Annotated in this window: 27 protein-coding genes; 5 read left to right on the forward strand and 22 right to left on the reverse strand. The window is 66.8% G+C overall.

Features of this window, described 5'->3' with window-relative positions; all coding sequences use genetic code 11:
* Window positions 1-6: 6 nt before the first annotated feature.
* The 8 genes from WFK98_RS01265 to WFK98_RS01300 are packed head-to-tail and all read right to left on the reverse strand — an operon-like array spanning window position 7 to window position 7,978.
* The gene (locus WFK98_RS01265; protein WP_266340910.1) at window positions 7-786 is read right to left on the reverse strand and encodes an acetoacetate decarboxylase; all 780 of its coding nucleotides are present in this window, start codon (window positions 784-786) and stop codon (window positions 7-9) included.
* The gene (locus tag WFK98_RS01270) at window positions 786-1,589 is read right to left on the reverse strand and encodes an SDR family NAD(P)-dependent oxidoreductase (RefSeq protein ID WP_336799011.1); all 804 of its coding nucleotides are present in this window, start codon (window positions 1,587-1,589) and stop codon (window positions 786-788) included. Before WFK98_RS01270 ends, WFK98_RS01265 begins: the two co-directional genes overlap by 1 nt.
* On the reverse strand, window positions 1,586-2,398 hold the full coding sequence (locus WFK98_RS01275) for a sugar phosphate isomerase/epimerase family protein (RefSeq protein WP_336799012.1): 813 nt from the start codon (window positions 2,396-2,398) through the stop codon (window positions 1,586-1,588). Before WFK98_RS01275 ends, WFK98_RS01270 begins: the two co-directional genes overlap by 4 nt.
* 5 nt (window positions 2,399-2,403) lie before the next feature.
* A complete protein-coding gene (locus WFK98_RS01280; protein ID WP_336799013.1) occupies window positions 2,404-3,447 on the reverse strand; it encodes a Gfo/Idh/MocA family protein in 1,044 nt (347 codons plus the stop codon).
* A 13-nt stretch (window positions 3,448-3,460) separates the two neighbouring features.
* Entirely contained in the window at window positions 3,461-4,174 is a 714-nt protein-coding gene (locus WFK98_RS01285) for a FadR/GntR family transcriptional regulator (protein ID WP_266340914.1), read from the reverse strand.
* A gap of 10 nt (window positions 4,175-4,184) precedes the next feature.
* Window positions 4,185-5,180: an ABC transporter permease gene (locus WFK98_RS01290; protein ID WP_336799014.1), complete on the reverse strand. Its 996-nt coding sequence runs from the start codon at window positions 5,178-5,180 to the stop codon at window positions 4,185-4,187.
* Window positions 5,181-5,192: 12 nt separating this feature from the next.
* Window positions 5,193-6,719, reverse strand: a complete 1,527-nt coding sequence (locus tag WFK98_RS01295) for a sugar ABC transporter ATP-binding protein (protein WP_336799015.1) — start codon at window positions 6,717-6,719, stop codon at window positions 5,193-5,195.
* A 59-nt stretch (window positions 6,720-6,778) separates the two neighbouring features.
* Entirely contained in the window at window positions 6,779-7,978 is a 1,200-nt protein-coding gene (locus tag WFK98_RS01300) for a sugar ABC transporter substrate-binding protein (RefSeq protein ID WP_336799016.1), read from the reverse strand.
* Between the two features lie 226 nt (window positions 7,979-8,204).
* Here WFK98_RS01300 and WFK98_RS01305 point away from each other — a divergent pair, with 226 nt between their 5' ends.
* From WFK98_RS01305 to WFK98_RS01315, 3 genes are all read left to right on the forward strand, one after another.
* The gene (locus WFK98_RS01305; RefSeq protein ID WP_336799017.1) at window positions 8,205-9,299 is read left to right on the forward strand and encodes a mandelate racemase/muconate lactonizing enzyme family protein; all 1,095 of its coding nucleotides are present in this window, start codon (window positions 8,205-8,207) and stop codon (window positions 9,297-9,299) included.
* A gap of 408 nt (window positions 9,300-9,707) precedes the next feature.
* Window positions 9,708-10,352 (forward strand): SGNH/GDSL hydrolase family protein, encoded by a 645-nt coding sequence (locus WFK98_RS01310; RefSeq protein ID WP_336799018.1) that lies wholly within the window; start codon window positions 9,708-9,710, stop codon window positions 10,350-10,352.
* A gap of 10 nt (window positions 10,353-10,362) precedes the next feature.
* Window positions 10,363-11,793: an arabinose isomerase gene (locus WFK98_RS01315; RefSeq protein WP_336799019.1), complete on the forward strand. Its 1,431-nt coding sequence runs from the start codon at window positions 10,363-10,365 to the stop codon at window positions 11,791-11,793.
* A 45-nt stretch (window positions 11,794-11,838) separates the two neighbouring features.
* Here the strand turns inward: WFK98_RS01315 and WFK98_RS01320 are convergent, their stop codons facing one another.
* The 7 genes from WFK98_RS01320 to WFK98_RS01350 form a co-directional block, all read right to left on the reverse strand.
* On the reverse strand, window positions 11,839-12,912 hold the full coding sequence (locus WFK98_RS01320; protein ID WP_336799020.1) for an NAD(P)-dependent alcohol dehydrogenase: 1,074 nt from the start codon (window positions 12,910-12,912) through the stop codon (window positions 11,839-11,841).
* Between the two features lie 128 nt (window positions 12,913-13,040).
* Window positions 13,041-13,427: a monovalent cation/H(+) antiporter subunit G gene (gene mnhG, locus WFK98_RS01325; protein ID WP_266340922.1), complete on the reverse strand. Its 387-nt coding sequence runs from the start codon at window positions 13,425-13,427 to the stop codon at window positions 13,041-13,043.
* Entirely contained in the window at window positions 13,424-13,705 is a 282-nt protein-coding gene (locus tag WFK98_RS01330) for a K+/H+ antiporter subunit F (RefSeq protein WP_266340923.1), read from the reverse strand. The genes mnhG and WFK98_RS01330 overlap by 4 nt, the downstream gene beginning before the upstream one ends.
* A complete protein-coding gene (locus tag WFK98_RS01335) occupies window positions 13,702-14,187 on the reverse strand; it encodes a Na+/H+ antiporter subunit E (protein WP_336799021.1) in 486 nt (161 codons plus the stop codon). The genes WFK98_RS01330 and WFK98_RS01335 overlap by 4 nt, the downstream gene beginning before the upstream one ends.
* Window positions 14,184-15,824 (reverse strand): monovalent cation/H+ antiporter subunit D, encoded by a 1,641-nt coding sequence (locus tag WFK98_RS01340; protein ID WP_266340925.1) that lies wholly within the window; start codon window positions 15,822-15,824, stop codon window positions 14,184-14,186. Before WFK98_RS01340 ends, WFK98_RS01335 begins: the two co-directional genes overlap by 4 nt.
* The gene (locus WFK98_RS01345; RefSeq protein WP_266340926.1) at window positions 15,824-16,165 is read right to left on the reverse strand and encodes a Na+/H+ antiporter subunit C; all 342 of its coding nucleotides are present in this window, start codon (window positions 16,163-16,165) and stop codon (window positions 15,824-15,826) included. The genes WFK98_RS01340 and WFK98_RS01345 overlap by 1 nt, the downstream gene beginning before the upstream one ends.
* Window positions 16,165-19,083 (reverse strand): monovalent cation/H+ antiporter subunit A, encoded by a 2,919-nt coding sequence (locus WFK98_RS01350; RefSeq protein WP_336799022.1) that lies wholly within the window; start codon window positions 19,081-19,083, stop codon window positions 16,165-16,167. The genes WFK98_RS01345 and WFK98_RS01350 overlap by 1 nt, the downstream gene beginning before the upstream one ends.
* Before the next feature lie 90 nt (window positions 19,084-19,173).
* Here WFK98_RS01350 and WFK98_RS01355 point away from each other — a divergent pair, with 90 nt between their 5' ends.
* On the forward strand, window positions 19,174-19,434 hold the full coding sequence (locus WFK98_RS01355; protein WP_266340928.1) for a helix-turn-helix transcriptional regulator: 261 nt from the start codon (window positions 19,174-19,176) through the stop codon (window positions 19,432-19,434).
* A 170-nt stretch (window positions 19,435-19,604) separates the two neighbouring features.
* On the opposite strand, the gene WFK98_RS01360 is transcribed toward WFK98_RS01355, so the two are convergent.
* From WFK98_RS01360 to WFK98_RS01375, 4 genes are read right to left on the reverse strand one after another with little or no spacing between them, the layout of a single operon-like run.
* The gene (locus WFK98_RS01360) at window positions 19,605-20,399 is read right to left on the reverse strand and encodes a transporter substrate-binding domain-containing protein (protein WP_266340929.1); all 795 of its coding nucleotides are present in this window, start codon (window positions 20,397-20,399) and stop codon (window positions 19,605-19,607) included.
* A 21-nt stretch (window positions 20,400-20,420) separates the two neighbouring features.
* On the reverse strand, window positions 20,421-21,209 hold the full coding sequence (locus tag WFK98_RS01365) for an amino acid ABC transporter ATP-binding protein (RefSeq protein WP_277614375.1): 789 nt from the start codon (window positions 21,207-21,209) through the stop codon (window positions 20,421-20,423).
* Window positions 21,196-21,843, reverse strand: coding sequence for an amino acid ABC transporter permease (locus tag WFK98_RS01370; RefSeq protein ID WP_266340930.1), 648 nt, complete (start codon window positions 21,841-21,843; stop codon window positions 21,196-21,198). The genes WFK98_RS01365 and WFK98_RS01370 overlap by 14 nt, the downstream gene beginning before the upstream one ends.
* A 14-nt stretch (window positions 21,844-21,857) precedes the next feature.
* A complete protein-coding gene (locus tag WFK98_RS01375) occupies window positions 21,858-22,535 on the reverse strand; it encodes an ABC transporter permease subunit (protein ID WP_266340979.1) in 678 nt (225 codons plus the stop codon).
* Window positions 22,536-23,179: 644 nt separating this feature from the next.
* Between WFK98_RS01375 and WFK98_RS01380 the strand changes: the two genes are divergently transcribed.
* Window positions 23,180-23,926, forward strand: a complete 747-nt coding sequence (locus tag WFK98_RS01380) for a GntR family transcriptional regulator (protein ID WP_266340931.1) — start codon at window positions 23,180-23,182, stop codon at window positions 23,924-23,926.
* Window positions 23,927-23,946: 20 nt separating this feature from the next.
* Here the strand turns inward: WFK98_RS01380 and WFK98_RS01385 are convergent, their stop codons facing one another.
* The 3 genes from WFK98_RS01385 to WFK98_RS01395 all read right to left on the reverse strand — a co-directional run bounded on the left by WFK98_RS01385 (window position 23,947) and on the right by WFK98_RS01395 (window position 26,439).
* Window positions 23,947-24,747 carry a shikimate dehydrogenase family protein gene (locus WFK98_RS01385; RefSeq protein WP_266340932.1) on the reverse strand — a complete coding sequence of 267 codons (801 nt, stop codon included), beginning with the start codon at window positions 24,745-24,747 and terminating at the stop codon, window positions 23,947-23,949.
* 103 nt (window positions 24,748-24,850) lie between these two features.
* Complete coding sequence (locus WFK98_RS01390; protein WP_336799023.1) at window positions 24,851-25,645, reverse strand: transporter substrate-binding domain-containing protein; 795 nt, start codon at window positions 25,643-25,645, stop codon at window positions 24,851-24,853.
* Between the two features lie 53 nt (window positions 25,646-25,698).
* Entirely contained in the window at window positions 25,699-26,439 is a 741-nt protein-coding gene (locus WFK98_RS01395; RefSeq protein ID WP_266340980.1) for an amino acid ABC transporter ATP-binding protein, read from the reverse strand.
* Window positions 26,440-26,471: the final 32 nt, after the last annotated feature.

The raw sequence follows: 26,471 nt of genomic DNA on the forward strand, positions 1-26,471 counted from the left end.
TTCCTCTCAGGCGAGATAGTCGTGAACGATGCGGCCGGGCACCAGCGTGAAATCGGCCTTCCAGTGCAGCCCGTCCAGCATGTCGACCACCGGCAGGCGGTGGATCGGCGCCTGCGCGTTGGGCCGCAGCTCGACGGTGCAGGGACCGCCCCAGCATTCATGCACGACGACATTGGCGAGCCGCCGCGCCGTCAGCTGCCGGATGGCCGGGCGCTGGTCGATGTGGTCGATCACCTTCAGATTGATGTTCTCGGCGAAGTCGAAATGCTTGTTGAGGCTGGCGAGCGTGTCGGTGCGCTGCTTGTAGGGCAGCGTCCCGGTCAGAACGTCGATGCCGTTCCGCGCCACCGTGCCGACGACGAGATCGCCGCGCAGCTCCAGTTTCGGCTCGCCATATTTCTTCGGCTGGCCGTGCAACTCGCGGCCATGCACGACGCCCGCGTCGGAGGAGAGGAACAGATAGGGCGAGTAGGACCCTTCGGCGACGCCCGGCAGGCGGCAGCCAAGCGAGACGTTGCTCTCGCCATAGGGGCCGAGCCACTCCGTGTCGTTCATCTTGTAGATATGCGCCATGACGATGTCGCTGGTCGGCTCCAGCGGCGGCGGCAGCAGCCGGGCGACGGCCGCCTCCGTCGTGCGCCAGACCAGCGTCAGCACGTCGACATTGCGGAAGGTGAACGGATAGGGCGGCACCATCGGCGCGTCCCAGGGGGTCGAGAAACCGGGCTTCAGGATGTCGTCGACCGACAGGCGGTCGAGGCCGCCATTGCGCAGATCCTTGCTCATCAGCCGGCATCCCTTCCGAAGCGTTCTTCCTTCGGCGGTGCGATGCCGTAGCCGACGAAGCCGCCGGTGACGTTGATCAGTTCGCCGGTGACGAACGAGGCTTCCGGCGAGACGACATAGGAGACGGCGGCGGCGACGTCGGCCGGCCGGCACCAGCGGCCGACGGGGATCGTCTTCAAGACCTGCGCCTCGAACGCCTCCCAGCTGAGGCCGAGCTTTTCCGCCTTCTCGCGGAACTGCTTCTCCATCCCGGTGCCGGGGCCGACATGGCCGGGCGCGACGCCGTTGACGGTGATGCCGTAGGAGGCGAGCTCGACGGCGAGGCACTGGGTCAGGCCCCAGAGCGCGTTCTTCGACGAGATGTAGGCGCTGGAATAGGGATTGCCGAAGTTGAGCCGGGTGATGATGTTGACGATGCGGCCGCGCTCGGCCCGCATCATCGCCCGCGCCGCGGCGCGGCAGGTCAGGAACGGCCCGCGCGCATTGACGCTCTGGATCCGGTCCCATTCCTCCGGCGTCGTGTCGACGACCAGCTTCTGCAGGTGGATGCCGGCGGCGTTGACGAGGATGTCGAGGCGGCCATGCTGGTCGAGGACCGTCTCGAATGCCTGGTCGACCGAGTTCGCGTCGGTGATGTCGATACCGACCGCGCTGCCGCCGACGCCATTAGCGACCTCGGCCGCCAGCGCCTCGTTGTGATCGGCGGCGACGACGTGGTAGCCGTCCCCAGCCAGCCGGCGCACGATCTCCGCGCCGATGCCGCCCGCGCCGCCCGTCACGAGCGCAATCCCTTTTTCCGTCACGCCAGCCACTCCCTCACGCAGTCGCGCATGTCGATGGTTTCGGTCAGCACGTCGTCGTGCAGCCCGTCCATGTAGTCCTGATGCACATATTCGATCGCCAGATAGCCGTCATAGCCGGCCGCCCTGAGCGTTCCCAGCATCGCCGGGAAATTGAGCGTGCCGAGCGACAGCTTGCATTGCAGCACGCCCATGCGTGCCTGGCGCAGATGCACGTGCGCGGCATGCGGCGCCAGCACGTCGATCTCTTCCTGCCGGTAGCCGAGGCAGACGAAATGCGCGTAGTCGAGCACGAGCTTCAGCCCGGGCACGCGATCGAGCAGGTCGAGCACCAGCGTCGGGCTTTCGAGATAGGAATGGACATGCGGCTCGATGGTGAGCTGGATGCCTTCCGGCGCTGCGATCGCCACAAGCCGGCGCAGGCTCTCCGCCGATTCCACGAGTGCCGCGGCCCGGTCCTGGCCGGGATTGACCACGCCGGGCAGCACGAAGACGCTGCCGAGGCCGGCGCGCCTGGCGAAGCGGACGACCCGGCGGAAATCCGCCTCGTTCTGCGCGCGATGGCGGGGATCGGCCAGGTTCCGGTCCGACAGCGAGCCGCCGAACAGGTGGTAGAGATTGGGCAGCGCGACGCCGAGCTTCAGCACGCGCTCGGCCATGCCGTCGGGATCGGCGATCAGCGCTTCCCTGTCGAGGCCGGGCTTGTAGAAATAGCCGAGGTCGAGCGCGCCGATTCCGAGCACGCGCGAGAGCCCGGCCGCCTCGTCCAGCGTCAGGCCGCGCAGCGACCAGGTGGTGAGCGAGAGCTTCATCCGCGTCAGACCTTCTCGACGCGGCCGCTCTCGGCCGAGCGGTAGAGCGCGTCGAGCACTTCGACCGCGCGCATGCCGACGACGCCCGGCGACTCGTTGCGCGGATGCAGGCCGCGGCAGATATCGACCAGCAGGGTGACCGGCTCGATGCAGCTATAGGCGCCGGCGCCGGCGGCGATCGGCACGATCTCGTCCGTGCCGTTGCGGCGGCTCACTTCCAGCCGCTCGCGCTCGATGTCGAGCAGCAGCATGCCTTCCGAGCCGAAGATGCGCAGGTCGATCTGGAAGCCGCGATGCTTCGGCACGGTGGACGAGCCGGAAAGCGAGCCGGTGGCGCCATTGGCGAAGCGGACGACGGCGGCATCGTAGTAGTCGACGCCCGCCGGCGAGCGGCCGACCATGGCGAAGACCTCTTCCGGCGCGATATCGGCGATCTTGAACAGCAGGCCGAGCGCATGGACGAGCTGGCCCCAGCCATAGCCGCCGGCACGCTTCGGATCCGCCCAGGTCGAGGCCGGCGGGCGGAACATCGCGCCCTCGGTCTCCTTCATCGGCTCGCCGGCCATCAGGTCGCCGAGCGCCGAGGCCATCTGCAGCACGACGTGCTCGACCCGGCCGATCGCGCCCGAGGCGATCAGCTCGGCCGCCCGCGCGCTGAAAGGCTTGAAGTTCCAGCCATAGGGCACGACGATCTCGCGACCGTGCTCCGCCGCCGCGGCGACGATCTCGCGCGCATCGGACGCGGTCGTGGCGAGCGGCTTCTCGACCAGGACATGGCAGCCGGCCTTGATCGCGGCCAGCGCATGTTCGTGGTGCAGCACATGCGGCGAGGCGACGATGACGCCGTCGAGCGGCACCTCGCGCAGCATCGCGGCATAGTCCTCATAGCCGTGCTCGATGCCGAAGCGGCTCTGGATCTGCCCGAGCTCCGCCTTGCCGAGCCGGTTGACGGCGACCAGTTCGCAATGCGGGTTGTCCCTGAGCGCCGGAATGTGGTTCTCGACCGCCCACCATCCGGTCCCGATGATGCCAATCCTGGCGCGCTTCATGAGTTTCGTTCCATCAGGGAGTGATATCCATGGCGTTGACCGTCGAAAGGTGCACGTTGGTCATGTGCTGGACCATCGCGGCCTCGGCGGCGTCCGGGTCGCGCGCCGCCAGCGCCGCGACGATCAGTTCGTGATCCCTGAAGGACTGGCCGAGGACGCCCGGCGTCTCGGCGGCGATCCGCCGGTATTCCATGCCGAGGACGTAGAGCGAGGTCGAGACGCGCACGAGGAACGGGTTGCCCGTCGCGTCGGAGAGGACGCGGTGGAACTCGACGTCGGAGACGCGGAAGCCGATGGGATCGTTGATCAATCCGCGCTGGACGATCAGCATGTTTTTCATCCGCGTCAGGTCTTCCGCCGTGATCCGCTCGGCCGCCATGCGCCCGATGCCGCCGTCGATCAGCTTCCGCGACTCGTAGAGCGCATTGACGTTGTGCTCGTTGAGCGTGATCAGGAGCTGCAGCGGCCCGAGCAGGTCGGAGGCTTCGAGCGACGACACATAGATGCCGCCGCCCTGCCGGACCTTGAGCACGCCAAGGATCTGCAGGCCGCGCAGGGCTTCGCGCACACTCGGCCGGCTCACCTGCATGGCGGCCGCCAGCTCGCGCTCGGGCGGAAGCTGGTCGCCCGGCCGAAGGTTCTTCGTCCGCACCAGGTCGAGCAGCTTCTTGGCAACCTGTTCGGCTACCGAGCTGCGCTCGATCGGTTCGAAGTCGGCCGGGATCATTTCCGCCATCCTATTCCCCCAGCGCGCGGGTTCGGATCTGGTCGAGGCTGACGGCAAGCATCAACACGACGCCGCGCGTCACGTCCTGCCAGAAGCTGGAAACATTGAGCAAAGTCAGGCCGTTATTGAGCGTGCCGAGGATCAGCACGGCCAGCAGCGTACCCCAGACGCTGCCGCGACCGCCGTTGAGGCTGGTGCCGCCGAGGATGATGGCGGCGATGACGGTCAGGAGTTGCGAACCGGCGGCGGTCGGGCCGGCCGCGCCCAGCATGGCGCCGAGGATGGTGCCGGCGACGGCGCCGGAGACGGCCGAGATCACGTAGAGGATGATGACGGTCTTCTCGAGCGGAATGCCGATCAGGCGCGACGCCTCGGCATTGCCGCCGGCGGCGTAGATGTAGCGGCCGAAGCGCATCTTCGTCATGACAACCCAGAGGCCGACGAAAGTGACCATCATGATCAGGAACGGGATCGGGATGCCCGCGACGCGGCCCGAACCGACCCAGTTGAAGCCCGGCACCATCAGCGGCCGGGTCAGGCCGCCGGTCAACACCAGGGCGATGCCGGAGATGATGCTCATCATGCCGAGGGTCACGATCAGCGGGTTCAGGCGCAGACGGGTCGTAAACAGTCCGTTAACCACGCCGATGGCGCCAGCTACAGCAATCGCGAGCAGCACGCCGATCCAGATCGGGAAGCCCATGCCGTGCAGCATCGAGATGACGACGCCGGTCAGGCCGGCGATGGCCGCGACCGAGAGGTCGAGTCCGCCGGCGATGATCAGCGGCGTGCCGGCCGCGGCCATCAGGCCGATATAGGCGACGTTGCCGCCGATCTGCAGCATGTTCCTGAGCGTCAGGAAATAGGGCGACAGGACGGAGAAGACCGCAATCAGGATCAGATAGAAGATCCCGAGCATGGCGACGCCCGACCAAGGCTTGCCGAACAGCGAGAGCATCTGTTCCCTGGCGCCGCCGGCGGAGTGGGTTTCGATGGATTGGGCCATGGAATGGGTCCTTCAGGGTGCCGAAAAGGCAGGATCGTTGCCGGTTGCGGCCATGAGTTCGGCGGGCTTGGCGCCCCGTTCGAAGGTTCCGACGACGCGGCCGCGGTCGAGCACCAGCGAGCGGTCGCTGATCCCCGCGACTTCCTCGACGTCGGAGGAGAGGATCAGCACGGCATAGCCGCGGTTCGCGAGTTCGCGCAGCTTGCCGTAGATCTCGCGCCTTGCGCCGACATCGACGCCGCGCGTGGGTTCCTCGAGGATCAGCAGCTTGACGCCCTCGACCAGCCAGCGCGCGATGCAGACCTTCTGCTGGTTGCCGCCGGAAAGGGTGCGGATCTTCTGCTCGGGGCCGCGGGTGCGGATGCCGAGCTCGCCGATCCAGCGGATGGCGTGCTGCGCCTCCTCGGCCTGCGACATGAACAGGCCACGCTCGAAGCGCTCCTCGAAGGGGAGGGCGATGTTCTCGCGCACGGTCAGGTCGGCGATGATGCCTTCCTTCTTGCGCTCGGCGGCGACGAAGCCGATGCCGGCGAGCTTGCCGTCGCGGGCGCTCATCGGCCGGTAGCTCTGGCCGCCCAGCCGGACCTCGGCCGTCTTGAGGGGACCGAGCGCGCCATAGAGCGCGCGGCCGAGCACCTCGACGCCGGAGCCGACCAGGCCGAAAATGCCGAGGATCTCGTTCTGGTGCAGGCTGAAGGCGACGTCTTCGAGCTTGCGCGGGATGGTAAGCTTCTCGACGGCGAGGATCTCGGCGCCGGCGACGCCCGGCGCGCCGACATCGTAGAGATCGTCGACCGTGTTGCCGAGCATGGCGGCGAGGACCTCGCCTCGCTTGGTGTCGGCGGTGTTGAAGGTGCCGGCATTGCGGCCGTCGCGCAGCACGACGATGCGATCGGAGATCTCGAACACTTCCGACAGGTAGTGCGAGATGTAGATGACGGAGACGCGGTTTTCCTTCAGGCGGCGGATGATCCTGAAGATCATCTTCGCTTCCTGCTCGGTCAGCGCCGCTGTCGGCTCGTCCATGACGAGGATGCTGGCCTTGCCGGCGAGCGCGCGGGCGATCTCGACGATGCGCTGCTCGGCGACGGAAAGGTGTTTCACCAGCATGTCGGGCAGGATGTTGGCGAAACCGAGCTGGTCGAGCAGTTCGCGCGACCGCGTCCGCATCGTGTCCTTGTCGACCTGCAGGATGCCGAAGCGGCGTTTCAGCGGCATGTCGCCCAAGAAAATATTCTCGGCCACCGTCATGTCCGGCATGACGGAGATTTCCTGCGGCAGCAGCTTGACGCCCGCGGCGACGGCGGCGGCCGGATCCTTGAAGTCGACCTCGCTGCCATCGATGCGGACCGAGCCGCCGTCGCGAGTGTAGAGGCCGGTCAGGATCTTCATCAGCGTCGATTTACCGGCGCCGTTGGAGCCGAGCAGCGCGACGACTTCGCCGGGGTCGACGGTCAGATCGACATCCGTCAGCACCGGAACGCGTCCGAAGGACTTGCCGATGCCATGCATGCCGAGGCGGGGAACGGTGGTCGCCATGCGGCCCTTCCTGCAGAGGGTGAGAAGAAGGCGGGCGCCCGGGGGCGCCCGCCAGCCGATCAGTTGGTCGGGATCAGGTTCTGGTAGTCGGCGAGGTCCGGCAGCGTGCGGATCTCGGCCAGATGCTTCTCGAAGGCTTCCTGCGGGAAGGTGAACTGGATCGGGTCCTTGCCATCGGCGCAGGCGAACTTGTCGTAGAACTTGCAGACATTGTCCTTGGTGACCATGACGTGGTTGACCAGGACGGTGTCCGGCACTTCCTTGCCGGCCAGCTGCATCAGCGCGAGCGGGATCAGGTAGTTGCCATAGCGCTCGGGGAAGTAGCCTACCGACGAGACGAAGGCCGGTTCGTCAATCATGGTCTGGATTTCGTCGGCGCCCATGCCGACCACGATCAGGTCCGCCTCGCGGCCGGCCTGCTTGACGGCGCGCAGCATACCGGTCGCTGCCTGGTCGTTGATCGCCGTCACCATGATCGGCGCGCCTTCGGGAATGCGCCCGATGACGTTGTTCATCTGGGTGAAGCTCTCTTCGAGCGTGTTCTTGGTGTCGATCTTGATGACGTGATCGTCCGAGAAGCCTTCGACGGCGGCCTTGAAGCCGGCGACCTGGCCGCCGGTGCGCATGGCCGGGATCGCGCCCGACTGCGGCAGTTCGCCGACGACGAAGAAGCCTTCCTTGACCTTGTCGGCGCCGAACTTGGCGATCGCCGCCTGGCCGAGATAGGCGCCGCCCATGAAGCCCGAACGCGGGTTGTTGGCGCCGAAGAAGGTGGCGCCCGGCATCGGGATGTCGATCGCCACCACCTTGGTGTTGGCCTCGTTCATCTGCTGCATGATGGTGGCGCCGAAATTGGCGTCGGTCTGGAATTCGGTGACGTGGTCGACCTGGCGCTGCAGGAAGCTCTGCGCATTGGCGAGCGCTGTGGCGCCGTCGAGACGGTTGTCGGTGATCTGCAGGTCGACGCCGGCGGCCTTGGCGTTCTCGACCATGCCGTTCTCGACCTTCAGGCAGAACGACACGTCGCGCTGCAGATTGGCGAAGCCGAGGACGAGGTTCTTGCCGTTGTTGGGCTTATGGGCGGCGGTGGCGTCGGCGACCATCGCCTTGAGCTGGTCGGCGCTCAGCATGGCGCCGTCGAATTTCGCCGGGTCGAAGCCGTGGAAATCCTCGGCATAAGCCGCGCTGCCGAGCAAAAGCGACATGACCGCGAAGCTGGCGACGCGGCGCATGGCGTGGAACGGAGTCCGAGCGTGCATTGAAAAGTCTCCTCCCTCAAAGAGCGTTTTGAATTGGTAAGGCCAATTTCTTGGCGGCAAAACTGGCACGACATTCCGGATCACGCAAGGGTCACTTTGCAATAATTGGCCTGACCAATTCGATTGACGGCCTCCCGGTTTTGAATTTAGCCTTGCTGCAATCGATCGCGCGGCAAGCGCGACCATGGGAGGAAATCGCATGCGCCTCGGCGGGGCTGAGTGCTTTGTGCTGCGTTGGCCAGAGCCGAACGACTTCAATCACGACCGGATGACCTTGCTGGTCCGCCTCGACACCACGGCCGGGATTTCCGGCTGGGGCGAGGCGATCGCCATGTGGCCGGAAGCCTTGCGGGCCACCGAGACGGTGATCCGCGACGGGCTGCTGCCGCTGCTCGCCGAGCGCGATCTTGCCGACGTCGAGGGCTGCTGGCAGGCCATGAAGGACCATTGCTGGTGGTACGGCGAGGGCGGCATTGCCTCGATGGCAATCTCGGCGCTCGACATGGCGCTCTGGGACATCAAGGCCAAGGAAGCCGGCAAGCCGCTGGTCGATCTCTTCGGCCGCCATCACCAGTCGCTGCCGGTCTGCGCCAGCCTGCACGTCAACCAGGCGACGATCGAGGAAAGCGTGCGCGATATCGCCGGCCACATCGCCGGCGGCTTCCGCTCCACCAAGCTCGGCCTTGCCAAGCGCGGCCTGTCGAGGGCCGGGCGCGATCCTGACTACGACGTCGCGCTGGTAGCAAGCCTGCGCGCGGCGATCGGGCCGGAAGCCGGCATCATGGTCGATGCCGGCAACGGCACGAAATGGGACCTCGACACCGCGATCCGCACCGTCCGGCGCATGGAAGAGTCTGGCATCGCCTGGATCGAGGAGCCGTTCCTGCCGAGCCGGGTCGCCGATCATGTCGCGCTGAAGGCGGCGATCTCGACGCCGGTCGCAGTCGGCGAGCGCGAATTCACGGTCGCCGGCTACCAGCGCTGGCTCGACACGGGCGCCGCGGACGTGCTCGGCCTCGATCCGGCCCGCATCGAGGGCGTCACCGGCTTCCGCAAGGCGGCCGCTGTCATCGAGGCGGCCGGCAAGGTGGTCAACGCCCATGCCTGGAGCACGGCGGTTCTGACCGGCGCCAGCCTGCATCTCTCGCTCGCATCGAAGACGGCGGAACTGTTCGAATTGAAGCCACTGCCGGGGCCGATGCAGTTCGAGCTGATCGACGAGCCGTTCTGGCACGAAGGCGGCCTGATTTTCGCGCCGGACCGTCCCGGCCACGGCGCCGAGCCGCGCGCCGACGTGCTGGCGCGGTATCGGGCGAACTGATGTGAAAAGACTCTCACCCCAACCCTCTCCCGCGAGCGGGAGAGGGGGCAGGTCGAGCCGGTCTCGCCGCCTCCGCCGCGCCGCCGGAAAAGCCCTCGCCCGCCGGCGGGAGAGGGTGGGGTGAGGGGCTTGCTTGAGCTTTCTTCACCGCCGGAGAGACTGAACGTGGGGCGCCAATGCTCCGTCATCCCTGCGAAAGCAGGGATCCATGCAGCGGAAGCCTCCGACGATAGGGTTCCTGGTTTCCGGCCGTCTGGATCCCTGCTTTCGCAGGGATGACGCGAGGGTGGGGAGGGGTCGGAGGCAGGGCCCGAGGCATCCATTCAGGCCCGGTTTCGCAGATTTATTGAGTCTCCCTCTTGAGAATTGAAGGTGAGAATTGAGATGGCTGGTGCCGAGGAAACCCCCATGAAATCCGTTCTCGTCTATGGCGATTCCAACAGCTGGGGCGCCGAGCCGCAGCCCGAGCGCGGCGTCGGCGGCCGCTTCGCGCCAGACGTGCGCTGGCCGGGCGTGCTGCAGAAGGCGCTTGGCGCGGACGTGCAGGTGATCGCCGAGGGGCTGAACGGCCGCACCACCTGCGTCGACGACCCCGTCGAGGGACACCACAAGAACGGCGCCCGCTTCCTGCAGGTGGCGATCGAGACGCACATGCCGCTCGACCTCGTCATCATCAAGCTCGGCACCAACGACCTGAAGACGCGGCTTTCGATGCAGGCCGGCGACATCGCCGACGGCGCGGGCCGCCTCGCCGATATCGTGCTCGGTTCGGCGACGGGGCCGCAGGGCAGGGCGCCCAGGGTGCTGCTCGTCGTGCCGGCGCCGATCTCGAAACTCGGCTGGCTCAAGGAAATGTTCGAGGGCGGCACGGAAAAGTCGCGGAAGCTCGCCGGCGAGTTCGCCCGCGCTGCGGCGGCCCGCGATGTCCCGCTGTTCGACGCCGGCTCGGTGATCACCTCGAGCGAGGTCGACGGCATTCATCTCGATGCAGAAGCGCATCGCATCCTGGGCGAGGCGCTTGCCGGCCGCGTCCAGTCCCTGCTGGCGGATTGAGGAAGAAGAAATGGCGCATGACACGCTCAAGGTCGGCCTGTTCGGCATCGGCCTCAACGCCTACTGGCCGCAATTCGCCGGCCTTGAGCCGCGCCTGCGCGGCTATATCGAGCGGGTGGCGGAAAAGCTGGCGCGTCCCGGCGTCGAGATCGTCAATCTCGGCCTGATCGACGATCCGGAAAAGGCGATGGATGCCGGCCACCAGCTGCGGGCCGCCGATGTCGACCTGATCTTCCTGCATGTGACGACCTATGCCGTCTCCTCGACCGTGCTGCCCGTGGTACAGCGGGCCAAGGTGCCGGTCGTCATCCTGAACCTGCAGCCGGAGGCGGCGATCGACTATGCGAGCTTCAACGCGCTCGACGACCGCACCAAGATGACCGGCGAGTGGCTCGCCTTCTGCGCGGCCTGCCCGGTGCCGGAGATCGCCAACGTCTTCCGCCGCGCCGGCATCGATTTCCACCAGGTGACCGGCGTGCTCGACGGCGACCCGCATGTCGACCGCGAGATCGAGGCCTGGATCGAGGCGGCGCGCGTCGCCTATGTCATGTCGCACAACCGCCTCGGCCTGATGGGCCGCTACTATAACGGCATGCTCGACATCTATTCCGACACGACGGCGCAGGTCGCGACCTTCGGCGGCCATCTCGAAATCGTCGAGATCGACGAACTGGCGGCGTTGCGGAAATCGGTGACGGAGCTGGAGGCGGCCGCCCGCGTCGACGCGTTCCGCGCCGAATTCGACATCCAGCCCGATTGCGACCCGGCCGAGCTTCTTCGCGCGGCGCGGACGTCTGTCGCGCTCGATCGGCTGGTGGCGAAGCACAAGCTCGGCTCGCTCGCCTATTACTACGAATCGACGCCCGGCCATGACCACGAGGACGTCATCTCCTCGGTCATCCTCGGCTGCTCCTACCTGACGGCGCGGGGCGTGCCGGTGGCGGGCGAGTATGAGGTGAAGAACGCCCAGGCGATGAAGATCCTCGATACGTTCGGCATCGGCGGTTCGTTCACCGAGTACTACGGCATCGATTTCAACGACGACATCGTGCTGATGGGCCATGACGGCCCCGGCCATACGAGGATCGCCGAGGGCAAGACCAAGGTCCGGCCGCTCAAGGTCTATCACGGCAAGGTCGGCTCGGGCGTCAGCGTCGAGATGTCGGTGAAGCATGGCCCGGTGACGTTGCTTTCGGTCGCCGAGGACGGCGCCGGCGGGCTGAAGCTGGTGGTGGCCGAAGCCGAATCGGTGCCGGGCCCGATCCTCGAGATCGGCAACACCAACAGCCGCTACCGCTTCTCGATCGGCGCACGGAAGTTCGTCGAGACGTGGAACGCCGAATGCCCGGCGCATCACTGCGCGATCGGCGTCGGCCACATCGCCGACCGGATCGAGAAGCTCGGCCAGCTGCTCGGCATCCGCACCGTCAAGGTCTGCTAAAAAGGGACGGGCGACCCGAGACGGAGGGGACGCCCGCCTCAGGGCTCAGGGCGTGATCGCCACCTTCAGCACGCCGTCGCGCTGGTGGCCGAACAGGTCGTAGGCCGCCTCGATGTCGTCGAGCTTGAAGCGGTGGGTGACCAGCGACTTCAGGTCGACGCGGCCGGAGGCGACGACGTTCATCAGCCGGCGCATGCGTTCCTTGCCGCCCGGGCAGAGCGAGGTGATGATCTTGTTGTCGCCGAGACCGGCCGAAAAGGCGCTGAGCGGGATCTTCAGGTCGCTCGAATAGACGCCGAGGCTGGAAAGCGTGCCGCCGGGGCGCAGCACGCGGAGCGCCGATTCGAAGGTGCCCTGGGTGCCGAGGGCCTCGATCGCCACGTCGACGCCGCGTCCATCGGTCAGCGCCATGATCTGCTCGACCGGGTCGCCCTTCTTGAAATCGACGACGATGTCGGCGCCGAGCTTCTTCGCGACGGCGAGCCGCTCCGGCACGGTGTCGACGCCGATGATCGTGGTGGCGCCCATCAGCTTGGCGCCGGCGACGGCGCAGAGGCCGATCGGGCCGAGCGCGAACACGACGACCGTGTCGCCGATCCTGACGCCGCCGCTCTCGGCGCCGGCGAAACCCGTCGACATGATGTCGGGGCACATCAGGATCTCTTCGTCCGAAAGCCCCTCGGCGACCGGGCTCAGATTGGCGGCGGCGTCCGGAACCAGCACGTATTCCGCCTGGCAGCCATCGATGATGTTGCCGAACTTCCAGCCGCCGGTGGCCTTGAAGCCGTGCTTGGTGCCGGGGCCGTCCTGCGAGCCGCAGCCGCAGAGGCACGCATAGCTGTGGCCGCTCGGCGTGATCGCGCCGGCGATGACGCGCTGGCCCTCGGTGTAGCCCTCCACGGCGGAGCCGAGCTTCTCGATCACGCCGACCGGCTCGTGGCCGATGGTCAGGCCCTTGGCGACGGGATATTCGCCCTTCAGGATGTGGATGTCGGTGCCGCAGATCGTCGTCGTGGTGATGCGCATCAGCGCGTCGCGCGGGCCGACGTCGGGAATGGGCTTCTCGTCGAGGACGATGCGCCCCGGTTCGACGAAGATGGCGGCTTTCATGCGTGGCATCTGGACCTCCTGCTACCCGATGGACGGGCCAAGGCTAACGGCAAGCGCCGTCAGTCGGCATTGATGCACGTCAAGATGACGCAGAGTTGAACCCTGCTACCAGGCCGGGTGTCGGCTGTGCCGCGCGCTCAGCCCTTCTCGACCGCCTCGTCGCGGGGCGGCGGCGCGCCGGTGTCGAATTCCGGCATGCCCGCCTTGCCCTCGATGCGGTCGCGGTAGATCGCGGCGCGGCCGAGCAGCATCAGCGTCACCGGCGTCGTCACGGTCACGAAGACGGTGATCAGCAGTTCGTGCAGGGCGAGGCGTGACTGCAGCACCGAGAAGAACAGGATCGAGGCGATCAGCACGCCGCCGGCGCCGCAGGTGGTGCCGAGCGTCGGCGCGTGGATGCGCTCGTAGAAGCTCTTGAACTGCACGAGGCCGATGGTGCCGAGCAGCGTCAGCCCGGACCCGAGCAGCAGCAGCAGCGAAACGAGGATCGCCGCCCAGAGCGGGAAATCGTCGAGGCCGGTCATTCGATCACCTCGCCGCGCATCAGGAACTTGGCGAGCGCCGCCGTCGAGACGAAGGCGAGCAGCGCGATCACCAGGGCGGCCTCGAAATAGATCGTGCTGGCGGAACGGATGCCGAGAGTGAGGATCAGCAGCATGGCGGCGACATAGAGCGCGTCGAGGCCGAGCACGCGGTCCTGCGCGCGCGGGCCGCGGATGACGCGGAATGCGGCGCAGCCCATCGCCGCCACCAGCATCCACTGCGACAGCGTCACGGACCAGAGGAGGATCGTCGCGCTCATTCGAAAATCTCCGACAGCATCCGGGCGTAGCGGTTGCGGATCAGGTCGACCCAGGCCTGTTCGTCGACCAGGTCGAGCACATGGATCATCAGTCGGCCGGTGTCGGCATGGTACTCGATCCAGGCGGTGCCGGGCGTTGCGGTCAGGATGCAGGAGAGCACCGCCAGCGCGGTCGGGTCGCGCAGTTGCAGCGGAATGGTGAGGAAGCCCGGATTGCGCGGCCGGCGCTTGCCATTGAGGATGATGGTGGCAACCGCGATATTGGAGCGGAAGATGTCGCCGAGCACCAGGAAGAAGAGGCGAGGGATCAGGTCCCAGCGCCGGATGCGCGGCTTTGAGGGCTGCAGGGCCGTCATTGCCCAGGAGGCGCCATAGGCGATTGCCGCGCCGAGCAGCAGGTGGCCGAGTGAGAACTTGTTGAGCAGCAGCCACATCAGCAGCAGCGACGCCGTCAGCAGCGGATAGGGCAGGACCTTTCTCATGGCGCGACCTCCGCCGCCGGCGGCAAGACGCGCGGCGCGCGCATCACGCCCTCGATATAGGTCTGCGGCGAATGCAGGGACTGCGCCGTCTGCTCCATGTAGGTCATCACCGGGCCGCCATAGATGGTGAGGCCGGCGCAGAGCGCCAGCAGGAAGGCGACCGGCGCGATTTCCATCAGCAGCACGCGCGGCACGCGGCCCTCGATCGGCGCCCAGAAGGTCTGGATGCCCGAGCGGGTGATCGAGATCATCGCCGCGAGGCCGGAGATCACCAGCAGGCCGGCGAAGACCCAGCTCGCGAGCGAAAGCGTGCTGCCCTGGGTGAGGCCGTTCGGGTTGAACACCGCCGTCAGGATGGCGAACTTGCCGATGAAGCCGGAGAGCGGCGGCAGGCCGGCGAGCAGCAGGCCGCAGCTCGCGAAGCAGATGCCGAGGATGACGAGCGTGGCGGGAATGGCGACGCCGATCTCCTCCTCCGCCTCTTCCTCTTCCATGTCGTCGCCATAGGCGTCCATGGTGACGGCGAGCACGTTGGCGGCCGGATCCTGCACGCGGTCGACCAGCTCGATCAGCAGGAAGAAGGCGCTGACCGAGAGGGTCGAGCTGACGAGATAGTAGAGCGCGCCGGCCGTGGTCGGCGCATTGGCCATGCCGATCGCGGCGAGCAGCGTGCCGGACGAGACCAGGATATAATAGCCCGCGAGCCGCCCCTTCGCCTGCGAGGCCAGCACGCCGATGATGCCGAAGGCCATGGTCACCATGCCGCCGACGAGAAGCCAGTTGTCGCCGACGCCGGTCGAATCGCCGGCGCCGGCTCCGAAGAGCAGTGGCGACAGCCGCATCAGCACATAGATGCCGACCTTGGAGAGGATGGCGAAGATGGCGGCGACCGGCGCTGCGGCGGCGTTGTAGGCGGTCGGCAGCCAGAAGCCGAGCGGCCACATGCCGGCCTTGACCAGGAAGGCGATGCCGAGAATGCCGGCGCCGGCATCGAGCAGCATCCGGTCGGAGGACGGCACGGCGGCGACGCGAAGGGCCAGATCCGCCATGTTGAGCGTGCCGGTGACGCCGTAGATCATGGCAACGCCGATCAGGAACAACGACGAGGCGGCGAGGTTGATGACGATATAGTGCAGGCCCGCCTTGACGCGCGCCTGGCCGGAGCCGTGCAGCATCAACCCATAGGACGAGGCGAGCAGTACCTCGAAGAAGACGAACAGGTTGAACAGGTCGCCGGTCAGGAACGCGCCGTTCAGCCCCATCAGCAGCAATTGGAACAGGGTGTGGAAGTGTGGGCCGCTCTTGTGCCAGCGCGCCAGCGAATAGATCAGCGCCGGCAGCGCCAGCAGCGCGGTCAGCACCAGCATCAGCGCGGAAAGCCGGTCGAGCACCAGCACGATGCCGAACGGCGCCGGCCAGTTGCCGAGCAGGTAGACGCTGGCGGCCGCCTGGTTCGTGGCGGTCGGTGTGTCGGCCATTTCGAGCAGCGTCAGCGCCACCAGCCCGAGGCAGATGGTGGAGACGATGTTGATCGCCGCCTTCACCTGGTGGCGCCGTTCGTCGAACATCAGCAGCAGCGCGCCGGTGAAGAGCGGCAGCAGGATCGGGACGATGACGAGATGATCGAGCCACGTCATCAGTTGGGCTCCCGGCCGTCGACATGGTCGCTGCCCGTCAGGCCGCGCGAAACCAGCAGCACGACGAGGAACAGCGCGGCGGTGGCGAAGCCGATGACGATGGCGGTCAGCACGAGTGCCTGCGGGATGGGGTCGGCATAGTCGGCAGGATTCACGGGCGCTCCCGAGGCGAGCACGGGCGGCGCGGCGACCTTCAGCCGGCCCATCGAGAAGATGAAGAGATTGACGCCATAGGCGATCAGCGACAGCCCGATGATGAGCTGGTAGGTGCGCGGCCGGAACAGCAGCCATACGCCCGAGCCGATCAGGACCCCGATTCCGATGGCGAGAACGAGCTCCATCAGGCGGCCTCCTCGCTGGTGGCCGGGGCCGTCCGCGGCGCGCGCAGGCGGCGGATCGACTGGTGGGCGAGGGCGATCAGCATGAGGGTGGTGGCGCCGAGAACGAGGGAGAACACGCCGAGATCGAAGAACAGGGCGCTGGCGAACGGAACCGCGCCGATCAGCGGCAGATCGACATATTGCGAATGCGAGGTCAGGAACGGATAGCCGAACACCCAGGACCCGCAGCCGACGACGGCAGCGAGGAGGAGGCCGATCGCGATCCAGCGCACCGGCAGCACGCGCAGCCGGTCCTCGACCCACACCGTTCCGGCGGCCATGTATTGCAGGATGAACGCGGCCGCCATCGCGATGCCGGCCGCGAAGCCGCCGCCGGGCAGGTCATGGCCGCGCATGAACAGGTAGGCGGCGAAGACGATGATCACCGGGAACAGCCACTTCATGATGACGGCGGGCACCAGCAGGTAGTCGCTGACGGTGTCGCCGAGCTTGCGGTCGGGCCGCGCGTCGTCATCGGCGTTCTGGATGCGTTGCTGTTCCGGCGATTCGACGCTGTCGGCGGCCGGGCGGAAGCGGCGCAGCAGCGCATAGACGGTGAGCGCCACGACGCCGAGAACCGTCATCTCGCCCATCGTGTCGAAGCCGCGGAAATCGACCAGGATGACATTGACGACGTTGCGGCCGCCGCCTTCCGAATAGGCCTTCTGCAGGAAGAAGTCGGAGATCGTGTCGGGCGCGGCGCGCGTCATGATCGCATAGGAGACGAGCATCATGCCCACGCCGGCGGCGACGGCGACGATGAGGTCACGATAGCGGCGGAGCTTGGCGCCGAGCGTGACGTCGCCGTTGACGATCTCCTGCGAGCGCTTCGGCAGCCAGCGCAGGCCGAGCAGAATCAGCACCGTCGTCACCACCTCGACCAGCAATTGGGTGACCGCGAGATCGGGCGCCGAGAACCACAGGAAGGTCAGGCAGGTGACGAGGCCGGCGCCGCCCATCAGCGTCAGCGCGACGAGGCGATGGAACTTGGCCTGCCATGCCGCGCCGATGGCGCAGGCGATGGCGATCGTCCAGAGGCCGACAAAGGCCGGGTCCGCGCCGGCGAGCGTCAGCTTGTCCCGGTTGAAGCCGAGCACGGTGAGGGGCCAGATCGCAGCGAACAGCGCCACCAGCACCAGCCAGCGAAGCTGCGGCTGCAGGCGGCGGGTGCCGAGCCAGCCTTCGAGGAAGCGGGCCCAGCGCCAGGAAACCGTGACCATGGCGCGCTCGAAGATGCGCTGTCCCTTGAGGCGGCGGAAATAGGGCGGGCCTTCCTCCGAGGTCGCGAGGTAGTTCTTCAGCAGCGCGAACAGGACGAGGCCGACGGCGAGCGCGCCGAGGCTCATGATCAGCGGCAGGTTGAAGCCGTGCCAGACGGCGAGGCTGTATACCGGCGTGCGCGCGCCGAGCACCGAGGTGACGGCCGTGTGCAGATATGGACCGATCGTGATGCCCGGAATGACGCCGACGACGAGGCAGGCGAGCACCAGCAGCAGGATCGGGAAGCGCATCCAGAATGGCGGCTCGTGCGGCGTGCGCGGCAGGTCCGTCGGTGGCGGGCCGAAGAAGGTCGAGTGGATGAAGCGGACCGAATAGGCGACCGCGAAGGCGCTGCCGACGAAGGCGGCATAGGGCGCGACGGTATCGAGGATCGAGTTGGCATGTGTCTCGATCGTCTCGGCGAAGAACATTTCCTTCGAGATGAAGCCGTTCAGGAGCGGAACGCCCGCCATCGCCGCGCTCGCCACCATGGCGAGCGTCGCCGTGAATGGCATGAAGCGGAACAGCCCGCTCAGCCGGCGCATGTCACGCGTGCCCGTCTCGTGGTCGATGATGCCGGCGGCCATGAACAACGACGCCTTGAAGGTGGCGTGGTTCATCATGTGGAAGATGGCCGCGACGGCGCCGAGCGGGCTGCCGAGGCTCAGCAGCAGGGTGATCAGGCCGAGATGGCTGATGGTCGAATAGGCGAGCAGGCCTTTGATGTCCTGCTGGAAGATCGCGAAATAGGAGCCGAGCAGGAACGACATCATGCCGGCGAAGCCGACGATCCAGAACCATTCATAGGTTCCGGCGAGCACGGGCCAGAACCGCGCCAGCAGAAAGACGCCTGCCTTCACCATGGTGGCCGAATGCAGGAAGGCCGAAACCGGCGTCGGCGCCGCCATGGCGTTGGGCAGCCAGAAATGGAACGGGAACTGCGCGCTCTTGGTCAGCGCGCCGAGCAGGATCAGGCAGAGCGTCGGCACATAGAGCGGGTGCGAGCGGATCAGGTCGCCGGAGGCGAGCACCGTGTCGAGCTGGTAGCTGCCGACGATGTGGCCGATCAGAAGCACGCCGGTGAGCAGGCCGAGGCCGCCTATGCCGGTGATCGTCAGCGCCATGCGCGCGCCGTCACGGGCGCCGGCATTGTGGTGCCAGTAGCCGATCAGCAGGAAGGAGAAGATGCTCGTCAGTTCCCAGAACACGACGAGCAGGATCAGGTTGCCGGAGAGCACGATCCCGAGCATCGAGCCCATGAAGGCAAGGAAGAACGAGAAGAAGCGCGGCACCGGGTCTTCCGGCGACATGTAGTAGCGCGCGTAGATGACCACGAGCAGGCCGATGGCGCTGACGAGCAGCGCGAACATCCAGGCGAAGCCATCCATCCGGAGCGAGAAATTGAGGCCGAGCGCCGGGATCCACTCGATCTCGTTGCGGACCGCGCTGACCGAGGCGACGTGCGGATAGAGCATCAGCACGGAGGCGAGGCAGATCAGCGTGACCAGCCCGGCCAGTCCCGCCGCTGCGGTGCGGGCATGGGTGGGCAGCAGGGCCGCTAGCAAGCTTCCGGCAAATGGCAGGCCGACCATCAAGATGAGCGATGTGTCGTCCGTCATACCTGCCGTGGCCCGCGCCTACACAGGCCCCATTGCCTGATCTCACCCATTATGGTTGACTTGGGGGAGGTTAGGCAAGGCTTTGAAACGATGAATTTGCTTCCGGAGCAATGTCGGGCGGCGCGGGGACTGCTTAACTGGACCCAGGAGCATCTCGCGAATGTCGCGGGTGTGTCGCGCAGCACAATCAAGGACTTCGAGTGCAATCGCCATGCGATTCACCGCGCCACCGAGGCCCTGCTGGTGCGGGCCTTCGAGGGGGGCGGCGTGCGCCTCATTCCCGCCGAGGGGGAGGGCCCCGGCGTCCGCCTCGCCTGCCGTTGCGGCCCGGGATCTGGCCTGGTCAACTGAGCTTTTGCCTCTGACGGCAGCCGGTTTTCTGCGTCCTTCGAGGCCGCCTTGCGGCGGCGCCTCAGGATGATGCGGATCGAGGATGGCAGGGGCGGTCCCAAATGAAAAAAAAAGGCCGCCACGCGGATGCGCGGCGGCCTCTTGATTCGTGCCTAGCGGCGCTGGCGCGCTTACTTGGCTTCCGCGAGGTACGGGGTCAGGTCGAGCTTGGCGCCCATGTACTTCTCGAAGATGGTCGAGAGCGAACCATCGGCGGCGCCCTTCTTGACCCAGTCCTGCAGCCAGGCCTTCAGCTCCGGCTCGTTCTGGCGCAGGCCGATGCCGAGCGGCTGCTGGACGACGTCCGCCTTCGGCTCCAGCTCCTTGGCCGGGTAGCGCTCGGCGAGCGTCAGGTACATGCCGTAGGGCGCGCACATGGCGTCGACCTGGCCGGACATCAGCGCGGTGATGGTGGTCGCGTCATCGTCGAAGCGGACGAGCTTGGTGTCGGCCGGGGCCTTCTTGGTCAGCTCGGTGTCCTGCAAATTGCCGCGGACGACGCCGACGCGCTTGCCGGAGAGGTCCTCGAGCGACTTGATCTCGACGCCCTTCGGTCCGAACACGATCAGGCGGTTGACCGAGTAGGGGACGAAGTCGACGACCTTGGCGCGCTCGGGGGTGATCGCGAAGGACGAGATGACGATGTCGGTCTTGTTCGTCAGCAGGAACGGCACGCGGTTCGGGCCGGTCACTTCGACGAGCTTCATCTTGACGCCGAGGTCGGCGGCCAGCTTGTTCGCGACTTCGACGTCGGCGCCTGCCGGCTTCAGGTTGGCGTCGGTCATGCCCCATGGCGGCGCGCCGAGGTCGATCGCGATGGCGATCTCGCCCTTGGCCTTGATGTCGGCCAGGAGATCGGCCTTGGCGACGCCGGCAACGCCGAGCGCCATGGTCGCGGCGAGCGCGACGCGGGTCAGGAACTTCATTCTGTTACCTCCAGTTAGAACTCAGAGACCGCTGCTCAGGAATTGCCGCAGTTCCGGTGTCTTCGGATCCGCGAAAATCTCTGCGGGCGGGCCAGCCTCCCAGACCTTGCCCTGGTGCATGAAGACGACGATGTCGGCGACGCGGCGGGCAAAGGCCATTTCGTGGGTGACGAGGACCATGGTCATGCCGTCGCGGGCGAGGTCCTCCATCACCTTCAGCACTTCGCCGGTGAGTTCCGGGTCGAGCGCCGAGGTCACTTCGTCGAACAGCAGCACCTTGGGCGAGAGCGCCAGCGAGCGGGCGATGGCGACGCGCTGCGCCTGGCCGCCGGAGAGCTGTTCCGGATAGGCTTCCGCCTTGTCGGCGAGGCCGACCAGGCCGAGCACCTTGTGGGCGATCGCGTCGGCGTCGGCGCGCGACTTCTTCTGCACGACCGTCAGCGCCAGCGTGATGTTCCGCAGCACGGTCAGGTGCGGGAACAGGTTGTAGCTCTGGAACACCATGCCGACTTCGGAGCGCAGGCGCTTGACCGAGGCGCGGTCTTCCATGGCGACGCGGTTGCCGCATACTTGGATGGTGCCGCCATTGATCTCTTCCAGCGCGTTCATGCAGCGCAGGAGCGTGCTCTTGCCCGAGCCGGAGCGGCCGACGATGGCGACCATGGTGCCGCGCTCGATGGTGAGCGAGACGCCATGCAGCACCTGGAGCGGGCCGAAGCTCTTGGAGACGTTGTCGACGACGATGATCGGCTCGGCGACCGGAACGGCTTCGTTCCGGGGACGCGTGCCGGCTGCTTCACTTACCGACATTGAGCTTCCTTTCGAAATGTCTGCTGGCGAGGGAGAGGGGGTAGCACATGGCGAAATAGATGATCGCCACGAAGACGAAGGTGATGAACGGCTCGAACGTCGAGTTGTTGACGATCTGTCCGGCGCGCGCGAGTTCGACGAAGCCGATGATCGAGGTGATCGACGTGTTCTTGATGATCTGCACCATGAAGCCGACGGTCGGCGGGATGGCGATACGCGAGGCCTGCGGCAGGATCACGTAGCGATACTGCTGCATGCGGTTGAGGCCGATGCAGTTCGAGGCTTCCCACTGCGTCTTCGGCACCGACAGGATGCAGCCGCGCCAGATCTCGCCGAGGAAGGCGGAGGTGTAGAGCGTCAGCGACAGGCCGGCGGCGACGATCGGCGGGATGTCGAGGCCGAGGATCGACAGGCCGAAATAGGCCAGGAACAGCACCACCAGCAGCGGCGTGCCCTGGATGATCTGGATGTAGGCGGCCGAGATCCAGCGCAGCCACTTCAACTGCGAGACGCGGCCGAGCGCCAGCGCCAGGCCGACGATGCCGCCGCCGATGAAGGCGATCACCGACAGCAGCAGCGTCCAGCGCGCCGCCTCGATGAGGTAGATGAGATGGGTGGTGGAGAACGTGATCATGACTTCACCTCACCTCATGTGCGCAGCTTGCGGCGGCGGACGAAGGCGACTTCGCCGATGGCCCAGAGGACGACGCGGAAGAGGACGGAGAGGGCGAGATAGACCGCCGCGACGATCAGGTAGACCTCGAACGAGCGGAACGTCTCCGACTGGATCATGTTCGCCTCGGCGGTCAGCTCCTGCGCGGAGATCTGCGAGGTGATCGAGGAGGACAGCATCAGCAGCACGAACTGGCTCGACAGCGCCGGATAGACGCGCTCGACGGCCGGGATCAGGATGATGTGCCAGTAGACCTGCAGCTTGTTGAGGCCGAGGCATTCCGCCGCCTCGAGCTGGCCCTTGGCGATCGACTCGATGCCGGCGCGGATGATCTCGCTGCCATAGGCGCCGGTGTTGATCACCAGCGCGATCACGGCGGCGGTCTCGGCCGAAAGCCGCAGCCCGAGGCTGGGCAGGCCGAAATAGACGATGAAGATCTGGACCAGCAGGGGCGTGTTGCGGATCACCTCGACATAGGCGCCGACGAGCGCAGACGCCCACTTGTTCTTGCCGGAACGGATGATGGCGCAGACCAGGGCGACGACGAAGCCGATGGCGATCGACGCTCCCGCGAGCAGGATCGTCTGCCAGGCGCCGCGCAGGAAGGCGGGCCAGGTGTCCAGGAGAAATGAGAAGTCAAACGAGTATGAGATCATCCCGTCGCCTGCTGTTGGTGGGCTCTGTAGGAGGGCGAGATCGCGCGGAGCGGCGGCTGGCAGCTACGGGGCGCGGATCGTCGAGGCGGCGTGGCGCGTCATGGCGAGGCGCGTCATGGCACGGCAGCGGCCGGGTCGGTCGAAGGCGGCATATTCCCCTCCGGCCGCGACCGCAACACCACCTGGCTGTGGCAATCCGACATGGTCGGGTTCGTAAGGGTCCCGATCGATGCCCGGTTCTGGACCGGGCGCTCCGTCGCGAGAGCCATAGGATGTGTGGTGTTCATTCCATCGCCTTGGTCAAAGACCTCCTCCCGGAGGCATGAGTTGGATGCTCCGGCCGGGACCGGTGCGCGCGGGCGTTGAAGAGCCACCGGATCGGCCGCCGCGAATTTTCGCGCAGCCTGACCTCTGCCATGACCTCCGGACCGCTCGGATCCGGCTGCCAATTGGGCCGCTGTTTGCCTCTTTGTGCGTCTCGGCACTAGTATTCTAGTCCACTGACATTGACAATATGCGGGCACAATCGGCATGCCTCTGCGGCAGGAACGGCGGAAACGTTTGGTTTCATTCTAAGATTCGTCGTATCCAGCCAGGCGGGGACGCGAAAAGCCGAATAAAAAAATTAGGGCGGGACGCAGATGGAATTGGCAAACCAGTCGCTCGGAGCGATTCTCGATGACGCCAGTCTCAGTCGGGAACGGCGGGCATCACTTCAGGTCTATGCACTTTTGCGACGGGCGATCATCTCGCTCGAGCTGAAGCCCAATCGGCCCATATCCGAGCAGGATGTGGCCAACCGGCTCTCGATCAGCCGGACGCCAGTGCGCGAAGCGTTCATCCGCCTGGCGGAGGAGGGGCTGCTGATCAGCTATCCGCAGCTTACCACCGTGATCGCGCCGATCCGGATGGAGGCGCTGCTGGAAGCGCAGTTCCTTCGCGAGGCGATCGAATGCGCCACGGCGGAACGGGCGGCGCGCATCATCGACGAGGACGGCATCATCCGCCTGCGCGCCGTGCTGGCGCGCCATGCCGCGTCGCTGCAGGCGGAGAAATGGCCGGAATTCCACTTGCTCGACGAGGAGACCCACCGGCTGATCTGCGAGATGGCTGGCCTGCGCGGTCTCGGCCGTCCGGTCGAGCAGGCGCGCGGCCATCTCGACCGCGTGCGCTACCTGACGCTGCCCGAGCTCGACACGTCGCGGCGGGTCGTCGCCCAGCATACGACGGTGGTCGAGGCGATCTGCGAGCATCGCCCGGAGGACGCGCGCGAGGCGATGCGCGTGCATGTTCGCGACCTGCTGCCGCGCCTCGACAGCATACGCGAGCAATATCCCGATTATTTCGAGGAGCGGCCGCCGATCGTCCGGCGCTCGCCCGCCCGCTAGCGTCCCAGCCAGCCCGCGCCTCACAGCCCCAGGAAATCGGCCATCAGCTCGAGCTGCTGGTCGAGCATCGGCTTGCCGAGATGGATCCGGCTGCCGGCCGCCTCGGCCGACTGCAGGAGCGGCGTCATCACCGGCTGCATGATCACTTCGGCGACGATCATGTCCGCGGTCAGCCGTGTCGTGTCGAGCGGCGCGGCATCGTCCGGCCTCATGCCGAGCGAGGTGCCGTTGACGACAAGGTCATGGCCGCTCGGGTCGTCGTCGCCGACGACGATGGTCGCCTGCGGGTGCAGCGTCAGGATGCGCTCGCGCAGCGCCTCGGCCTTGGCGCGGGTGCGGTTGGCGATCGTCAGCCTCGCGACGCCGCCGGCGACGAGTGCGAAAGCGATGGCGTTGGCGGCGCCGCCCGCGCCGGCCAGATAGGCGCGGCGGCCCTCGATCGAAATGCCGGCGACCGCCAGCCCGGCGACGAAGCCGTGGCCGTCGAGCATGTCGCCGACCAGCCGGCCGTCCGGCTCGCGGCGGATCACGTTGATGGCGCCGATGGCGCGCGCGCTCGGGCTGATCGCGTCGCAGAGCGCGGCCATCGGTCCCTTGTGCGGCACGGTGACGATGGCGCCGTCGAAGCTCTTCAGCGTGCGCAGCGCGTCGGCGAAGGCCGCGAGATCGCCGGGGGCGACCTGGAAGGGGACCATGACGGCGTCGCGGCCGCGCGCGCGGGCGATGCGGTTGATGCCGGGCGGCGCCTTCACATGCGCGATCGGGTCGGCAAGGATGCCGAGCACGCGGGTCGTGCCGGTGATCTCTCCGGTCTGGGTCATGGTCGCTGTCTCTGTTTGTCTTGCTGTGGGCAGCCGGCGACGCGGGCGGCCGGCTGCGCTCCGGATCAATGCGGAGGGGCGCTTGCCCCTCCGCATCGCCTCTTTATTCCGGGATGGATTCCGGCAGGTTCTGGTTGAAGTACTTGACGTAGATCTGGTTCAGCTTGCCGTTCTTCAGATTGGCGCCGACCCATTCGTCGATCCAGGCCTTGAGCTCGGGATCGTTCTTGCGCAGGCCGACCGCCATCGGGTAGGCGGCGAGCGTCAGCTTGATCTCGAGGTTCTTGTCGGGGCTCTGCTCGGCGACCGAATTGGCGGTCGAGAGCGCGGCGGCGAGGACGTCCTGCTGGCCGGTGGCGATGGCGGTGTTGGCGGTCGCCTCGTCCTCGTAGCGGACGATGTTGGCGGCGGCGCCGGCTTCCTTGACGGCGCGCGTCAGCTCGATGTCGGCGGTGGTGCCGCGCGCCACGGCGACGTTCTTGCCGGCGAGGTCGGCGGTCGAGGCGAGCGTGGCCGATTTCGGCGCCGAGACGACGACCGGAACCACGCCGTACGGCTTGGAATAATTGACGACCTTCTTGCGCTCCTCGGTGATCGAGAAGGAGGCGATGACGATGTCCGCCTTGTTGGCGAGCAGGAACGGCACGCGGTTGGCGCCCGAGACCGGCACGACTTCGAGCTTCACGCCGAGATCGTCGGCGAGCAGCTGCGCCGTCTCGATGTCCGAGCCGGTCGCCTTCGCCTGCGGGTCGAGCATGCCGTAGGGCGGGTGGCTGATGTCGACCGCAACGCGCAGCGTGCCGCGCGTCTTGATCTGCTCGGGCGTGTCGGCATGGGCCGAGACCGCGCCGGCGCAGAGCGCGAAGGTCAGGGCGACGCCGCCGACGAGACGTTTCATGTTCATAGGTCTTCCTCCACTGGGTAGAAATCGTGCCGGCGCCGGGGCGCCGGTCAGAGACCGTTGCCGACGAACTGGCGCAGCTCCGGCGTTTGCGGATTGGCGAGCATGTCGCCGGTTCCGGTCTCCCAGACCCGGCCCTGGTGCATGAACACCACCTGGTCGGCGACCGAACGGGCGAAGGCCATCTCGTGGGTGACGAGCATCATCGTCATGCCCTCGGAGGCCAACTGCTCGATCACCCTGAGCACCTCGCCGGTCAGCTCCGGGTCGAGGGCGGACGTCACCTCGTCGAACAGGATCAGCTTGGGACGCATGGCGAGCGAGCGGGCGATGGCGACGCGCTGCTGCTGGCCGCCCGAAAGCTGCTCGGGATAGTTCTGCGCCTTGTCGGAGAGGCCGACCTGCGCCAGCACGCGGGCGGCGAGGTCGCGCGCCTCGCCGGCGCCGATCTTGTGCACCTTGCGCGGGGCGAGCGTGACGTTCTGCTCGACGGTCAGGTGCGGGAACAGATTGTAGCTCTGGAATACGATGCCGACGTCCTGACGCAGTTCGCGCAGGTCGACCTTACCGCCATGCAGCTCGCGGCCGCAGACCGTCAGTTCGCCGGCATTGATCCGCTCCAGCCCGTTGACGCAGCGCAGCGCCGTGCTCTTGCCGGAGCCGGAGCGGCCGATCAGCGCCACCACCTCGCCGGGGGCGACTTCCAGGTCGATCCCCTTCAGCACTTCCAGTTCGCCGAAGCTCTTGCGCACGCCGTGGAAGCGCACGAGGGGGACGTTGGATCGGGTCATGCTCGGGATCTCGGTCGCATGTTTCGTCGAAG

The sequence above is a fragment of the Kaistia sp. MMO-174 genome (genome assembly GCF_037147815.1).
Classification (GTDB): Bacteria; Pseudomonadota; Alphaproteobacteria; order Rhizobiales; family Kaistiaceae; genus Kaistia; species Kaistia nematophila.

Coding starts and splice junctions, on each gene's coding strand:
- WFK98_RS01265 (WP_266340910.1), bottom strand. CDS start 786: ATGAGCAAGGATCTGCGCAATGGCGGCCTCGACCGCCTGTCGGTCGAC.
- WFK98_RS01275 (WP_336799012.1), bottom strand. CDS start 2,398: ATGAAGCTCTCGCTCACCACCTGGTCGCTGCGCGGCCTGACGCTGGAC.
- WFK98_RS01280 (WP_336799013.1), bottom strand. CDS start 3,447: ATGAAGCGCGCCAGGATTGGCATCATCGGGACCGGATGGTGGGCGGTC.
- WFK98_RS01285 (WP_266340914.1), bottom strand. CDS start 4,174: ATGATCCCGGCCGACTTCGAACCGATCGAGCGCAGCTCGGTAGCCGAA.
- WFK98_RS01290 (WP_336799014.1), bottom strand. CDS start 5,180: ATGGCCCAATCCATCGAAACCCACTCCGCCGGCGGCGCCAGGGAACAG.
- WFK98_RS01295 (WP_336799015.1), bottom strand. CDS start 6,719: ATGGCGACCACCGTTCCCCGCCTCGGCATGCATGGCATCGGCAAGTCC.
- WFK98_RS01300 (WP_336799016.1), bottom strand. CDS start 7,978: ATGCACGCTCGGACTCCGTTCCACGCCATGCGCCGCGTCGCCAGCTTC.
- WFK98_RS01310 (WP_336799018.1), top strand. CDS start 9,708: ATGAAATCCGTTCTCGTCTATGGCGATTCCAACAGCTGGGGCGCCGAG.
- WFK98_RS01315 (WP_336799019.1), top strand. CDS start 10,363: ATGGCGCATGACACGCTCAAGGTCGGCCTGTTCGGCATCGGCCTCAAC.
- WFK98_RS01320 (WP_336799020.1), bottom strand. CDS start 12,912: ATGCCACGCATGAAAGCCGCCATCTTCGTCGAACCGGGGCGCATCGTC.
- mnhG (WP_266340922.1), bottom strand. CDS start 13,427: ATGACCGGCCTCGACGATTTCCCGCTCTGGGCGGCGATCCTCGTTTCG.
- WFK98_RS01330 (WP_266340923.1), bottom strand. CDS start 13,705: ATGAGCGCGACGATCCTCCTCTGGTCCGTGACGCTGTCGCAGTGGATG.
- WFK98_RS01335 (WP_336799021.1), bottom strand. CDS start 14,187: ATGAGAAAGGTCCTGCCCTATCCGCTGCTGACGGCGTCGCTGCTGCTG.
- WFK98_RS01340 (WP_266340925.1), bottom strand. CDS start 15,824: ATGACGTGGCTCGATCATCTCGTCATCGTCCCGATCCTGCTGCCGCTC.
- WFK98_RS01345 (WP_266340926.1), bottom strand. CDS start 16,165: ATGGAGCTCGTTCTCGCCATCGGAATCGGGGTCCTGATCGGCTCGGGC.
- WFK98_RS01350 (WP_336799022.1), bottom strand. CDS start 19,083: ATGACGGACGACACATCGCTCATCTTGATGGTCGGCCTGCCATTTGCC.
- WFK98_RS01355 (WP_266340928.1), top strand. CDS start 19,174: ATGAATTTGCTTCCGGAGCAATGTCGGGCGGCGCGGGGACTGCTTAAC.
- WFK98_RS01360 (WP_266340929.1), bottom strand. CDS start 20,399: ATGAAGTTCCTGACCCGCGTCGCGCTCGCCGCGACCATGGCGCTCGGC.
- WFK98_RS01365 (WP_277614375.1), bottom strand. CDS start 21,209: ATGTCGGTAAGTGAAGCAGCCGGCACGCGTCCCCGGAACGAAGCCGTT.
- WFK98_RS01370 (WP_266340930.1), bottom strand. CDS start 21,843: ATGATCACGTTCTCCACCACCCATCTCATCTACCTCATCGAGGCGGCG.
- WFK98_RS01380 (WP_266340931.1), top strand. CDS start 23,180: ATGGAATTGGCAAACCAGTCGCTCGGAGCGATTCTCGATGACGCCAGT.
- WFK98_RS01385 (WP_266340932.1), bottom strand. CDS start 24,747: ATGACCCAGACCGGAGAGATCACCGGCACGACCCGCGTGCTCGGCATC.
- WFK98_RS01390 (WP_336799023.1), bottom strand. CDS start 25,645: ATGAAACGTCTCGTCGGCGGCGTCGCCCTGACCTTCGCGCTCTGCGCC.
- WFK98_RS01395 (WP_266340980.1), bottom strand. CDS start 26,439: ATGACCCGATCCAACGTCCCCCTCGTGCGCTTCCACGGCGTGCGCAAG.